General features: G+C 58.9%; 13 protein-coding genes. 6 read left to right on the top strand and 7 right to left on the bottom strand.

The features are described 5' to 3' along the window. Positions 1-129: 129 nt before the first annotated feature. From ASC85_RS20815 to dctP, 5 genes are all read right to left on the bottom strand, one after another. The gene (locus tag ASC85_RS20815; protein WP_057451123.1) at positions 130-2,034 is read right to left on the bottom strand and encodes an alkaline phosphatase D family protein; all 1,905 of its coding nucleotides are present in this window, start codon (positions 2,032-2,034) and stop codon (positions 130-132) included. Positions 2,035-2,297: 263 nt separating this feature from the next. Continuing rightward, complete coding sequence (locus ASC85_RS20810) at positions 2,298-3,293, bottom strand: TRAP transporter substrate-binding protein (protein ID WP_057451122.1); 996 nt, start codon at positions 3,291-3,293, stop codon at positions 2,298-2,300. A 109-nt stretch (positions 3,294-3,402) separates the two neighbouring features. After that, positions 3,403-4,686, bottom strand: coding sequence for a C4-dicarboxylate TRAP transporter large permease protein DctM (gene dctM, locus ASC85_RS20805; protein WP_057451121.1), 1,284 nt, complete (start codon positions 4,684-4,686; stop codon positions 3,403-3,405). Beyond that, the gene (locus ASC85_RS20800; protein ID WP_057451120.1) at positions 4,683-5,315 is read right to left on the bottom strand and encodes a TRAP transporter small permease; all 633 of its coding nucleotides are present in this window, start codon (positions 5,313-5,315) and stop codon (positions 4,683-4,685) included. The genes dctM and ASC85_RS20800 overlap by 4 nt, the downstream gene beginning before the upstream one ends. Positions 5,316-5,380: 65 nt before the next feature. Continuing rightward, positions 5,381-6,376 carry a C4-dicarboxylate TRAP substrate-binding protein DctP gene (gene dctP, locus ASC85_RS20795; RefSeq protein ID WP_014336661.1) on the bottom strand — a complete coding sequence of 332 codons (996 nt, stop codon included), beginning with the start codon at positions 6,374-6,376 and terminating at the stop codon, positions 5,381-5,383. A 359-nt stretch (positions 6,377-6,735) separates the two neighbouring features. On the opposite strand from dctP, the gene ASC85_RS20790 reads away from it, so the two are divergent. Together ASC85_RS20790 and ASC85_RS20785 are read left to right on the top strand one after the other, a co-directional pair. Then, a complete protein-coding gene (locus ASC85_RS20790) occupies positions 6,736-7,248 on the top strand; it encodes a type VI secretion system amidase effector protein Tae4 (RefSeq protein ID WP_046063872.1) in 513 nt (170 codons plus the stop codon). Continuing rightward, the gene (locus ASC85_RS20785) at positions 7,245-7,472 is read left to right on the top strand and encodes a hypothetical protein (protein WP_057451119.1); all 228 of its coding nucleotides are present in this window, start codon (positions 7,245-7,247) and stop codon (positions 7,470-7,472) included. Before ASC85_RS20790 ends, ASC85_RS20785 begins: the two co-directional genes overlap by 4 nt. Before the next feature lie 219 nt (positions 7,473-7,691). Here ASC85_RS20785 and ASC85_RS20780 read toward each other — a convergent pair whose 3' ends face one another. Then, the gene (locus ASC85_RS20780) at positions 7,692-8,108 is read right to left on the bottom strand and encodes a VOC family protein (RefSeq protein ID WP_057451118.1); all 417 of its coding nucleotides are present in this window, start codon (positions 8,106-8,108) and stop codon (positions 7,692-7,694) included. Positions 8,109-8,215: 107 nt separating this feature from the next. Here ASC85_RS20780 and ASC85_RS20775 point away from each other — a divergent pair, with 107 nt between their 5' ends. The 3 genes from ASC85_RS20775 to ASC85_RS20765 all read left to right on the top strand — a co-directional run bounded on the left by ASC85_RS20775 (position 8,216) and on the right by ASC85_RS20765 (position 10,408). Beyond that, positions 8,216-8,869 carry an arylsulfatase gene (locus tag ASC85_RS20775; RefSeq protein ID WP_057451117.1) on the top strand — a complete coding sequence of 218 codons (654 nt, stop codon included), beginning with the start codon at positions 8,216-8,218 and terminating at the stop codon, positions 8,867-8,869. Between the two features lie 41 nt (positions 8,870-8,910). Next, the gene (locus ASC85_RS20770; RefSeq protein ID WP_057451116.1) at positions 8,911-9,660 is read left to right on the top strand and encodes a hydroxypyruvate isomerase family protein; all 750 of its coding nucleotides are present in this window, start codon (positions 8,911-8,913) and stop codon (positions 9,658-9,660) included. A gap of 202 nt (positions 9,661-9,862) precedes the next feature. Beyond that, positions 9,863-10,408 carry a DUF4256 domain-containing protein gene (locus ASC85_RS20765; RefSeq protein ID WP_057451115.1) on the top strand — a complete coding sequence of 182 codons (546 nt, stop codon included), beginning with the start codon at positions 9,863-9,865 and terminating at the stop codon, positions 10,406-10,408. Between the two features lie 216 nt (positions 10,409-10,624). Here the strand turns inward: ASC85_RS20765 and ASC85_RS20760 are convergent, their stop codons facing one another. Further along, a complete protein-coding gene (locus ASC85_RS20760; protein ID WP_057451114.1) occupies positions 10,625-12,130 on the bottom strand; it encodes a DUF6630 family protein in 1,506 nt (501 codons plus the stop codon). Between the two features lie 219 nt (positions 12,131-12,349). Here ASC85_RS20760 and ASC85_RS20755 point away from each other — a divergent pair, with 219 nt between their 5' ends. After that, the gene (locus ASC85_RS20755) at positions 12,350-12,775 is read left to right on the top strand and encodes a hypothetical protein (protein WP_057451113.1); all 426 of its coding nucleotides are present in this window, start codon (positions 12,350-12,352) and stop codon (positions 12,773-12,775) included. Positions 12,776-12,977: the final 202 nt, after the last annotated feature.

Below are 12,977 nucleotides of genomic sequence, written 5' to 3'. Positions count from 1 at the left end.
CTGCCGACTTCCCTGTGGGAGCGAGCTTGCTCGCGATGACGGCGGCACAGACAGCATCATCGGCAATTGACCCACCGCTATCGCGAGCAAGCTCGCTCACAGGTGTTTTTGCATCCGCTCCCACAGGTTTCAGGCTGATGGGGATTTGGGAGGCCGCATGCGCGTTGGCGGTTGGCCGTTGGCGTTGTGCTGATAGATCTGCGCGGGCTGGCCCTGTTCATTGAAGAACACCTGGCCAATGCCTGCGCTGTTCCACAGCCGCTCACCGGCTTCGGCGTGTTCCGGGGTGTGGGGAACGATGCGCATGCTGCGGCGCTTGGTGAACCAGTTCAGGGGCGAGCGCGGCGAGTAGAGCCAGCGGTTCAGGCGATCGAACCATTCCAGCAGCGCAGGGGGAAATTCATTCTTGATGCCGCTGCTGGTGATCTGCCAGATGCGCGGACCGCCCTTGCGGTGTGGGATCAATACTTCGTAAACGAAGGAATAATGCACGTCCCCGGACAGCACCACGTAATTACCTGGCGTACGCGAGTGGCGGAAAATGTTCAGGATCACCTGGGCAGCGCCGCGATGGGCCATCCAGTTTTCCGCATCCACCAGCAGCGGATAACCGCACCAACTGAACACCCGCTGCACAGTCTCGATCAGCTTCACACCGAAGATCGGCGCCGGTGAGACGATGATCGCCGACGGGTGATCCAACAACTCTTGCTGCAACTCGCTCAGGGCTTCCCAATCCAGCAGGCCGGAAGGCTGCTTGAGGTTGTTCTCGCTGCGCCAGCGGCGGGTGCGGGTGTCGAGCACCACCAGGGCTGGGGTGCTCGGCAGCACGTAATGCCATTGCTGGAACCCCAGCAGGGTGTCGATCAGTTGGTCCTGGGGCTCGCTGTCGAGGTAACGGTCCCGGGCGGTGTCGCTCAGGGCCAAGGTTTGCGGGAGCACGTCAGCGAAGGCATCCGGGTTGTTACCCCAGCCCTGGCAGAGCATGTAGGCGATCAACGCATTGCCGATGATGCGTTTGGAGAACGGATGGCCGTAGGCCGTTTCCTCCCACTGCGCAGACAGGTTCCAGTCATCGGTAATGTCGTGGTCGTCGAAAATCATCAGGCACGACAGGTGCGCAAACACCCGCGCCACGCCGCCCAGCCCGGTCTTGAACGCATCGATGCGCTGTTGTTCCAGGTCGTAGCGCTGGCGTCGTTCGACGGTCAGTACGGGCGGCTGCACCGCGATCAGCGTCCAGGGCACCGGCGACCACACCAGCAGGTACATCGCCATGACCTCGGCGAAAGTCACCAGGTGATTGTCGGCGCTGCTGCTGGTGAAAATCGGCTTGCGGGCCCCGCCGAAAAATCGCTCGCGCAGGGTTTCGTTACTCTCAAGTGCCGGCAACAAATCGGCACGATGGTAATAACTGGCCGGGTGCTGATAGAGCTTGGCGCTGTCTTCCACCACGGCACCGTCCAGGCATTCCTCGAACAGCCCCAAGCGTTCGATCAGCGCATGAATCGCCCGCAACATGGGCCCGGCGACGTCGTCGGCATAGACCTGGTCGCCGCTCATCATCAGCAATGCCGGGCGCTGCTCCGGGGTTTGCGCCAATAGCCGGTCGACGCAGAGCAGGCCGTCGTTGGCTGGGTAGTGGGGTTTGCGGCAAGAGCCGTGGACCAGTTGCTCGATGCGCGAATGCAACATGAAATTCGGGCACGGTGCGCCGTCATACAGCAGGTGCGGTGCCCATTCGGCGATGGGGGAGCCGTCCACCAGCAGGTCGTAGTCGATCGCCACGTCCTGGGGCAGAGGGCTGTCGAGCCGCACATCGATCAGATGCACAAACGCCCGCTGCCCCACCGGCACCACGGTGCAGTGCGACGCATCCAGTGCCAGATCGCCCACGCCATCCACGCGCAGCGTCAACGCCAATGCTCGCGTACCCACCAGCCACATCACCAGGCGCGTGGGCTCCAGCCGTCGCAACAGTGGGCCGACCAGGACGGCGGGCAGGGTGGAGGTGTCGGCAGTGGACGGCAGCATTCGCGAGTAAAAGCTCTGTTCAGGGAGAGGCGGGGATCATAACGCAATGTGCCGGGTTGCTGGGGACGGTAGATTGACTGGCAAGGAAGCTTGCGCCCGCTGGGCCTGCGGACGCTGTGTAGGAGCTGTCGAGTGCAACGAGGCTGCGATTTTTCCCCAAACACTTGAGTCTCAAGCGAAAGATCAAAGATCAAAAGATCAAAAGATCGCAGCCTTCGGCAGCTCCTACAGGCTCAGCGGGAGCGTGTTGGGCCTTTGTAGCATCACTGGACCTTGTTGGAAGCCTCAGCCGCCTTGATCAGGTCCGGCCCGATCTCCTGTTCAAATTTTGTCCATACCGGCTTCATTTTCTCGCGCCAGGCATTACGTTCCTGGGGCGTGAGGGTAACGATCTCGGTGGTCTTGGCGTCCAGCACAAGCTGTTTGTCCTGCTGGTTGAATCGCTCCGCTTCCTGGTTGGCATGGGCGGTGGACTCGACCACGATCTTGTCCAGTTCGCTGCGGATATCCGGCGGCAGGCCGTTCCAGAAGTCCGAGGTGGTGATCAGCATGTAGTCGAGTACGCCGTGGTTGGACTCGGTGACGTATTTCTGCACTTCATTGAGTTTCTGGTTGTAGAAGTTGGAATAGGTGTTTTCCGTGCCGCTGACCAGACCGGTGCGCAAAGCCTGGTACACCACCGAGAAAATCATCGGATGCGCCTTGGCGCCCACTGCCTGGAACTGTTCCTGCAGCACCGCGGAGGTCTGTATCCGGAACGTCAGGCCGCGGGCATCCTCGGGGGTGCGCAGCGGCTTGTTGGCCGATAGCTGCTTCATGCCATTGTGCCAATAGGCCAGGCCGGTGATGTTCTTGCTTTCCATGGACTTGAGCAGCTTCTGGCCCTCGGGGCTGCGCTGAAAACGGTCCACGGCGGCGATGTCGTTGAACAGGAAGGGCAAGTCGAACAACTGCACCGACTTGGTGTACTGATCGAACTTGGCCAGCGACCGCGCAATGATCTGCACGTCCCCGAGGAGCAAGGCTTCCAGTTCCTTGTCATCGCCATACAGCGTGGAGCTTGGGTATACCTCCACCTTCACCTTGCCCGCCAGCCGTTCATCCACGAGCTTCTTGAACATCAACGCGCCCTGGCCCTTGGGCGTTTGTTCGGCCACGACATGGGAAAACTTGATCACGATCGGTTCTGCCGCCGTGGCCGTGCCCAACGCACTGAAGGCCAGGGTACAGGCGAGCGTTATCCACATAGGTTTGAGCATTGCCGGATTTCCTTATGCATGTGTCGACGGTGCGTCACCCGCACCAGGACCTGCACCTGCGGAGTGATGAGCCAGTGCCTTCGCTCCGCAGGTCTGTGTTCAGTTGGGCTTAACTCATCCCCAACCAATTCGGTAGCGCCAGCGAGATCCATGGCACATAGGTAATCAGCACCAGGAACGCCAGCAGAATCATCAACCAGGGCATGGCCGCGCGGATGGTGGCGGGCAGGGACATGCCCGTCACCGCCGAGGTGACGAACAGGTTCAGCCCGACCGGTGGTGTGATCAGGCCGATCTCCAGGTTCACCACCATGATGATGCCCAGGTGGATCGGGTCGATGCCCAGCTTCATGGCGATGGGGAACAGGATCGGCGCCAGGATCAGGATGATCGCCGAAGGCTCCATGAACGCGCCGGCGATCAGCAGCACGATGTTCACCACCAGCAGGAAGGTCACCGGCGTCAAACCGGCATCGATCACCCATGCGGTGATTTGCTGCGGCAGTTGCTCGGTGGTCAGCACATGGGCGAAGAGCATGGCGTTGGCAATGATGAACATCAGCATGATGCTCAGCTTGGCCGACTCCAGCAGCACTTTCGGCGTCTCACGGAACGTCAGGTCCTTGTAGACGAACAACGCAATGAACGCCGAATACACCGCCGCCACCGCCGCTGCTTCGGTGGGGGTAAACATCCCGGAGTAAATCCCGCCGAGGATGATGAACATCAGCAGCAGGCCCCAGATGGCCTTGCGCGCGGTGGTCAACCATTCACGGAACGTTGCCCGGGGCAGGGCTGGCAGGTTCTTCTTCACGGCGACGATGTAGATCGCCACCATCAGGAAAATACCCAACAGCAAGCCGGGAATCACCCCGGCCATGAACAACTTGCCCACTGACGTTTCGGTCGCTGCGGCGTACACCACCATCACGATCGAGGGCGGAATCAGGATGCCCAGGGTGCCGGCGTTGCACACGATGCCTGCGCCAAACGCCTGTGGATAACCCGAGCGCACCATCCCGGCAATGGCGATGGAACCGACCGCTGCCACTGTCGCGGGGCTTGAGCCCGACAACGCCGCAAACAGCATGCACGCCAGCACCGCCGCAATCGCCAGGCCGCCACGGATATGCCCGACGCAGGCGTTGGCAAAGTCGATCAGCCGTCGCGCCACACCGCCGGTAGTCATGAACGCACCGGCCAGCAGGAAGAACGGAATCGCCAGCAACGTGTAGTGCTCGGACGTTTCGAACAGCTTGATCGCCAGGGAACGCACCGAGTCGGGGCTGAAAAAAATGATGGTCAGCGAGCCGGCCAATCCCAGCGAAATGGCAATAGGCACGCCGATGAACATCAGCACGAACAGTGCTATGAACAGGAAGGCAATGGTCATGGCTTGTCTTCCTCATGTTCGGTCAATTTGATGGCTTCGGCCGCTTCATCGGCCAGGCCCAGACCGGTCTGGCGATTCATCAGAATTCGCACGAGAATTTCTGCGAAACGAATAAACACCAGCGTGAACCCTACCGGTACGATCAAGCCGACGTGCCACTGCATGATGCCGAAATGGCCGAGATCCTCGGCGCCGATCTGGGCAATCATCAAAGTGTTGATCCATTCGAAACTCGCCACCGCCAGCAGCCCGGCATAGGCAAGGCAGCACAGGCAAGCGATGACGCCAATGAAACGCTGCACCGGTTTGCTCGCCAGTTTCACCAGCGCATCGACGCCGATGTGACCGGCCGTGCGCACGCCGTACGACAGCCCGAAAAAGATCAGCCAGCCAAACAGGGCCTTGGTCAGTGACGTGCTCCAGGTCATGGCCTGGGCCATGCCCATGACGGTGTCGCCAATGGCGAACATCGACTCGCTTGCGGCTGACCATTGGTCGCCGAGGCTATAGAAAACGGTATAGAGATTGTTGAGCACCACGTAGACGAACGTTACAAGCGTCATGGCGGCCAGAAGGAAGGCAATGAAAGCTTCCTCGAAGTGTTCCCAGATGCGCCGAAGGGCGTTCATGGCGTGACCTCTCCTGTGGGGGACGACAGGCCGGCGCTACCAGGGCGGCAGCACCGGCCAACCAATCACTGGGCCTTGTTGGAGGCTTCGGCGGCTTTGATCAGGTCAGCGCCGATATCACCTTCGAACTTTTTCCATACCGGTTTCATCTTGTCGCGCCATTCGCCACGTTCTTCTGGCGTCAGGGTGATGATCTCGGTGGTCTTGGCGTCGAGGATGCGCTGTTTGTCGTGCTCGTTCAGCTGCGCGGCCTCTTTGTTCACGTGGGCCGTGACTTCTACCAGGATCTTGTCCAGTTCAGTGCGGATGTCCGGCGGCAGGCCGTTCCAGAACTTGGTGTTGGTGATCAGCATGTAGTCGAGCAAACCGTGGTTGGACTCGGTGATGTACTTCTGCACTTCATGCATTTTCTGGCTGTAGATGTTCGAGTACGGGTTTTCCGCACCGTTGACCACGCCGGTCTGCAAACCTTGGTAAACCTCGGCGAAGCTCATCTTGCGCGGGTTGGCGTTCACTGCCTTGAATTGTTCTTCCAGCACCGCCGATGCTTGTACGCGGAACTTCAGACCACGAGCATCTTTGGGTTCACGCAGGGGTTTGTTCGCCGACAACTGCTTCATGCCGTTGTGCCAATAAGCCAGGCCGGTGATGTTCTTGCTTTCCATGGATTTGAGCAGCTTCTGGCCTTCAGGGCTCAACTGGAAGCGGTCCACGGCGGAGATGTCATCGAACAGGAACGGCAAGTCAAACAGCTGTACGGTCTTGGTGTATTGCTCGAACTTGGCCAGTGACGGCGCGATCATCTGTACGTCGCCCAATAGCAGGGCTTCCATTTCCTTGCCATCGCCGAACAGAGAAGAGTTGGGGTAGACCTCGACCTTCACTTTGCCTGGCAACCGTTCTTCCACGAGTTTCTTGAACAGCAGCGCGCCTTGGCCTTTTGGTGTTTGTTCGGCGACCACATGGGAGAACTTGATCACCACCGGATCTGCCGCCATGGCCGTGCTCATCGCACTAAGGGCCAATGTGCAAGCGAGCGCTTTCCAGATAGGTTTGAACATTACGGGTTTTCCTCTTGTTTTTAGTATTTTCGTGCGGGCTCATTCAAAACACAGCGCACGGCGGAACAATGATGAGTCTAGGCAGAAAAACAACTTGTCGGGGACGGTTGACGGGAAAAACCGTCATTCGGCTGTATGTCTCGACAGGTTGCGCTAGAGCCTTCCTTGAGTCGGGCTGAAACATCACAAACGGGTGATTTCGAAAGGTTTCAGTCAATAACCGTGCTGGGGCAGGAAACCATAAAGGAGCGGTGATGGCTACTGGCTTTCAATCTTGCGCCAGCGCTTATTGAATCCATGGGGCGAGCAGGTCTGCTAGGCTATTTGTCCAGGATAAAAAACCTCATGGAGAGGGCAGAATGTTTACATTCGACACGTTGTGGAAAAGCCATCCGCAGATATTTGGTGATGCCGCGCCTTGCAGAACCAATGGCGCCAAGAACTTCAGTGACCAATGCGCGATCAACCTCGGCGTGGCCCTGCGTCGCGCCGGTGCAGACATGAGCCAGCTCAAAAGCGTGCGACATTGCTGGCAACACCCCAAGAGCGACGGGCATATATTGGCCGCCGAAGAACTTGCCAAGGCCTTGAGCCGCGCCAAGATCCCTGGCTTGCAGGCCATGAAGACCATTAAAAGCGAAGAATTCGAAGAGACCCTGGGCGGGCAGCAGGGCGTTATTTTCTTCAAGGACTTCTGGCGTCGGGCAAACGAAACCACGACCAACCGCAGCGGCGATCACATTGACCTGTGGAATGGCCGTCGCCTGACGGATTGGCTGAGCTACCCGCGTATACAAATGGGTTTTTCGATCGAAGGCACGTTCTCGGACTTTCACGATTCCAAGGACATCTGGTTCTGGAAAGTCATATGAACGTCATCAAGGGAACCTTGTTCGTCCTCATGATCATCGTGTTGGCGGTCGGCACATTTAATTTGGCGTTCATGGCCGTTGGTAGTTATTTCGGGCCGTTCTACGAGAGCGAAGCAGACCAGAGCCGCAACTTTGCGATCTGGTTGTTTGGCAATGTCGGGGTGGTGGTCGTGGCTGCGGCGGTGGGCATTGTCTGGAGTCGACGGCGCAAACCTCGAATCTAGCCGGGCAGCCAAAGTCTGCGCAAAATCTGTGACAGGGAGTTCACCCTCCGCAGCCACAGTTTTTGATTGCGGCTGTTCACAAATTCGGCGTCCGCCAGAGATCCCCTGTGGGAGCGAGCCTGCTCGCGATGACGGCGGCACTGCCAACATCACCGTCTCAGACAGACCGCTATCGCGAGCAAGCTCGCTCCCACAGGGGCCGCAGCTGCCCGTTGAAGTTCAGGGCTCCAGCGCCGGCCCCTTCAACTCGATCTGGTTGCCATCCGGATCGAAGCAATAGATCGACCAACCCTTGCCCTCCGCGCCATAGCGCATCTGCGCTTTCTCAACGGACAGGCCGGCCGAGGCCAAATGCGCGAGGAGGGCCTGTTCATCAAACGGCTCGATACGCAGGCAGAGGTGATCGACATTGTGCCCCTGCTTGCCGGGCGCCGGCCCACCTTGGCGACCGAGAGGCCCGTCGACGGCCACCAGGTCAATCATCGAAACACCGGTGCCCAGATGAAGCATGCCTAGATCGTCCCGGCGCTTCTTGAGCTCGCAACCAAGCACCGACGTGTAGAAAGCGAGGCTGCGCTCGATGTCTTTGACGCGCAGGACGATGTGGTCAATACGTTGAATCGTGAAGTTCTTCATACAGGCCTCATGTGCTCAGTGCCGCATGTTTATTGCCACAGGAATTCCACACGCTATCGGGGCTTCTGATACCGTGCAAAAAACATGATCTGGAGAATGGCATAAGCATGAAGGCTCCACGAATTTTTATGATCCACGCAACCCCTTTGGCAATCGAGCCCATCACGGCGGCTTTTACCCGGCATTGGCCGCAGGCACGGATCATCAATCTGCTCGAGGACTCGCTGCCCCAAGACCGGGTGGAAGAGGGCGAGTTGACCACGAGCATGAAGGCGCGCTTCCTGACGCTGTCCCACTACGCCGTACAAAGCGCGGCGGATGCCATTCTGTTTACCTGCTCGGCGTTTGGCGATGCCATCGACCTGGTTAAACCCGAGGTGGCCATTCCCGTGCTCAAGCCGAACGAAGCCATGATCGACCAGGCGCTGAGCCAGGCATCGCGCATTGCTGTGCTGGCAACGTTCGAGCCGACCATTACCTCGATGATGCCCGAGTTCAAGCAAGCGGCAGAGCGCAGTGGTCGCGCGGTGGAAGTGGTGCCTTATTTCGTTCCGGGTGCATTGCAGGCGTTGAAAGACGGCAACCCACAAGCCCACGATGCTGCCATTGTGGAAATGGCCGCTCAGGTTAAGGATTGCGACTTGATCTGCTTCGCCCAGTTTTCGATGACCAGTGCTGCCGGGCAAGCTCAGGCCCGCTCCGGTCTGCCGGTATTGACCACGCCCGACAGTGCCGTGCTGGCGCTGCGCAAGTTGCTCTAAACGGATGATTTCGTTTCTTTCCAGGATGGATGATTTACCCCATGCCCAAGTTCAACGCTCACCTCGGTTTTCAGTTCAATGAAGTGCCTTTTCTGCAACGCATCGAAGCCGCCGCCGCTGCGGGCTTTCGCGCGGTGGAATTCCCGTCGCCCTATGAGTTCGACGCCAGTCTTCTGGCTGATCATCTGACTCAACACAACCTGCCGTTAATCCAGTTCGCCGCACCGGCTGGCGTGACCAAAGGCATCGCCGCCTTGCACGGCCAGGAAGAGGCGTTTCGCAGCGGCTTGCTCCAGGCTGCTCGCTATGCGAAGGCGCTGGCGTGTTCGGATGTCCACATCATGTCGGGCGTTACGACTCAGGAAGACGCCGCGCTTATCTATGGGAGCAACCTGGAGTACGCCGTCAAATACCTTGAGGACCAGGGGCTGCGGCCGCTGATCGAAGTCATCTGCGTGCAGGAAATGCCGAACTACTACATGTCCGACTTCAGCAGGGCGCAGCAGGTGCTGGAGACGTTCCCGAGTGTTGGGCTGATCCTCGATCTTTACCATGCCCAACGGCTGACCGGGGACGCGGCGGATATCCTGGCTCGTTTCTATGACCGAACCGTCCATGTGCAAATTGCCGACTGCCCGGGGCGTCATGAACCGGGGACGGGAAATATGGATTTTGCGGCGTTGTTCGCAGACCTGGAGCGGCGTGGCTACCAAGGGTGGATCGGCTGTGAATACCGTCCCACCGGCTCTACCGTGGCAGGCCTTGATTGGATCAAGCAGTTCAGTGCCTGACAAACTCACCCTGTGGGAGCGAGCTTGCTCGCGATAGCGGATTCACAGTCAACCAATCTGCTGGCTGATACACCGCCATCGCGAGCAAGCTCGCTCCCACAAAAAAGCGGCCAGGTCTGTGGGAAATCTGCCGCCCGTCTATCCTAGGTAGTCTTGAACCAGGCGCGGAATCGGCAACCGATCACCCAGGGACTCCCACACCATGAAAAAACAAGAACAAGACAATCTCATCCAAACCCTGAAAACCCGCTTCAAAAAAAACCTGAACCGTCACCCAGACATCCCCTGGGCCGACGTCCAGACTCGACTTGAAAACAACCCCAATGCCCTGAAGTCCCTCCAGGCCATGGAAGCCACCGGAGGCGAGCCAGACGTTATCGGCCTCGACCCGAAAACCGGCGCTGTCACCTTCTGTGATTGCGCCAAAGAAAGCCCAACCGGTCGCCGAAGCCTCTGCTACGACCGTGCCGCCTTGGACGCACGCAAGGAGAACAAGCCCAAAGGCAGTGCCGTCGAAATGGCCGAAGAAATGGGCATCGCCCTGCTGACGGAAGAGCAGTACCGAGCCCTGCAAACGCTCGGCGAGTTTGATGCAAAAACGTCCAGTTGGCTGGCAACCCCTCCAGCGCTTCGCTCGCTCGATGGGGCGATTTTTGGCGACTACCGTTATGGCCGGGTGTTCATCTACCACAACGGTGTGCAGTCGTATTACGCGGCGCGTGGGTTTCGTGGGTTGCTAAGCATCTAAGCAAACCCGTGGCGAGGGAGCTTGCTCCCGCTCGCCTGTGTGTAGGAGCTGTCGAGTGCAACGAGGCTGCGATCTTTCATTGCCCGTTGAGTCTGGAGCGAACGCTCAAGATCAAAAGATCGCAGCCTCCGGCAGCTCCTACAGAGCCGAGCGGGAGCAAGCTCCCTCGCCACAAAAGCTGTTGCGTTCGAAGGATCGCGGTGAGGCAAAACCGCCTCACTCAAACACCAGAATTTCACACCCCTTGGCTTCAACCATCTGCGCAAACCCAGGCAACCGCGCCACAAACTCCGTCTCAAACGCCAGGTATCGATCCTGCCCCGGCACATAACGAACATCCGGTTTAATACGCGGGATGTCCTTGCTCGACAGCTTCACCACCTCATCACTGCCCTGATTCCAAAACCACGCCAGCGTGTGTGTGCCAAAGGTGTTGGCGCGATAACTCCACACCCACCAATCCCCATGCCCCCGGGCCACATGAAGTTGCCCGTGAAACGTGCGCAAGGTAATGACCTGCTTGGGCTGCGTGACGAGCAGGCGCGTGTCCTGGCGCAGTTCACTGCCGAAACCATCCAATGTCGCTTTCGTCGCAGTGCCAGTCATGAAGTTGAAGCGCCACGCCAACAACACTGTTTCCTGATAACCCGAGTGCTCAACGTTCTGCCGCGCGCCTTCGCTGAACAACAGGATCTCGTCACCCCCCAGGTACACCGTTGAGGCCCGCAGCTTATAGGCCTCAGCGGGCATCGGTTTGGCGACGAAGGCCTGGTGCGGCGGGTCTTGATTCCAGACCCAGCACTTCGGGCCGTTGTGTTGCATGAACAGCAAGCGACCAGGGCCTATGGGCAGGATCGTCAGTTCATCCGCGTACTCGAAAATCACCTCGCTGCTGTCCGCCGTGATCCGCCAGATCCGCGTCAAATGCTCGGGTTCGTAAATACGCTGGCGTTCGAATATCTCCGAGCCCACCACCACGCAAGGCTGTTCAAATTCCGGCCACTGCTCCCCGGCAGGCCCGAACGCCGCGATCTCATCGCCTTGTCGAATCTCGTATTGATAACGGTCATCCGCACTGTAATCGCCGCGTACGACCTGACGTTTCCACAGGCTGCGCTGGGCATCGGCATCGATGAGCTGCAAGTCCGCGGCGTCCACGCCATCGCTCCGGTGTTCGAGCATGTCCTGCTCGGTGGGCGGCCACTGGTTGTAGTCGATCAGGAAGCACAACCACTGGTCTTCGTCCTGCTCGGTGATGGCGGCCCAACCGTTGCGGTAGTTGTACTCATGCACATAGGTGGCGCCGGGATAGTCATGGACTTCCTGCAGCCAATTCAACTTGCTGCGTTTGGGTTTGGCCGGTTTGCGTTCGACGGCAGGCTTCGGCGGCGCGATCAAACTCGCCGTGAACCTCGGCTCGCCGCGCTGGCCCTGCCAGTGCTGGGCAAACGCCTCGCGCTGATCGGCCGGGAAAATCACCGGTCGGTAATCATCGCCACCAGCGTCCAGATTCCACAGGTCGAAGCCGTGAGGCGCCAACACAGTCGCCAACGCCTCGAAACAGACCTCGGGCATCTCGTTGGACAACTCATCCAACAACGCCTCGAATTCCGGCCCGGCAAACACACCGATGTCGGGATAGTAATGCTGCAGCAGCCCAAGCAACTCACCGCCGGGTGTTTTCCAATCGATATGAACCAATGGAGCAAAACGAGCTGCCATCACGCCTGCCTTTCCCTGTGATTTTTACCTGCGCCATCTTAGCCGTTCCTCAGCGACATCACCCAGCGATCCACTGCCGATGCTCAAGCGCAGGCACTGAGACAGTGTGAGAGTCGTCTCATTCAAACTCTTCCATACACCCAGCCTGCGCTCTAAACTGCGCGGGCCCAGCTGGGCAAAGCAACGCCGGTTTGTTCCGGCCAATCAGGGAAGAGAGTGATGAAAGTTATTTTTGTGGTGCTGTGGATGCTTAGCGGTTATGCCTTTGCCAGCTGCGGCAGCATAAACGACGACGACCAGCGTTATTACTGTGATGCCAAGAACGGCAATGGCAGCTGCGGCTCGATCTCCAACAGCGACCTGCGTCACGCCTGCGAGGCCGAGACCGGCAACGGCAGTTGCGGCAGCATCCGCGACAGTGACCAACGTTATTACTGCGATGCCAAGACCGGCAACGGTAGCTGCGGTTCGATCTCCAACAGCAACCTGCGTTACGCCTGCGAGGCCGAGACCGGCAACGGCAGTTGCGGCGGCATCACCGACAGTGATCAGCGCTATCTCTGTGAAGCCAAGACCGGCAATGGCAGCTGCGGCTCGATCTCCAACAGCGACCTGCGCGCTCAATGTGATGCCTTGAAGCGCTGACTGACCGAGTCGCTGAATGAAGCTGCCCCTCCTTCAACAATGCTCAACAAAACCGTGGCGAGGGAGCTTGCTCCCGCTGGGCTGCGAGGCCGGGCCCGGACCACTGTGGGAGATTCTATGTTGCAGGGCAACCCTGCAACATAGGCTTCGGCTGGTATTCGCTCTGATTTTTCATCAAGGCAAATGCCACCCGGCAGAGCTT

The organism is Pseudomonas sp. Root401 (genome assembly GCF_001425105.1).
Classification (GTDB): Bacteria; Pseudomonadota; Gammaproteobacteria; order Pseudomonadales; family Pseudomonadaceae; genus Aquipseudomonas; species Aquipseudomonas brassicacearum.
This window is presented reverse-complemented; position numbering and strand designations above follow the sequence as displayed.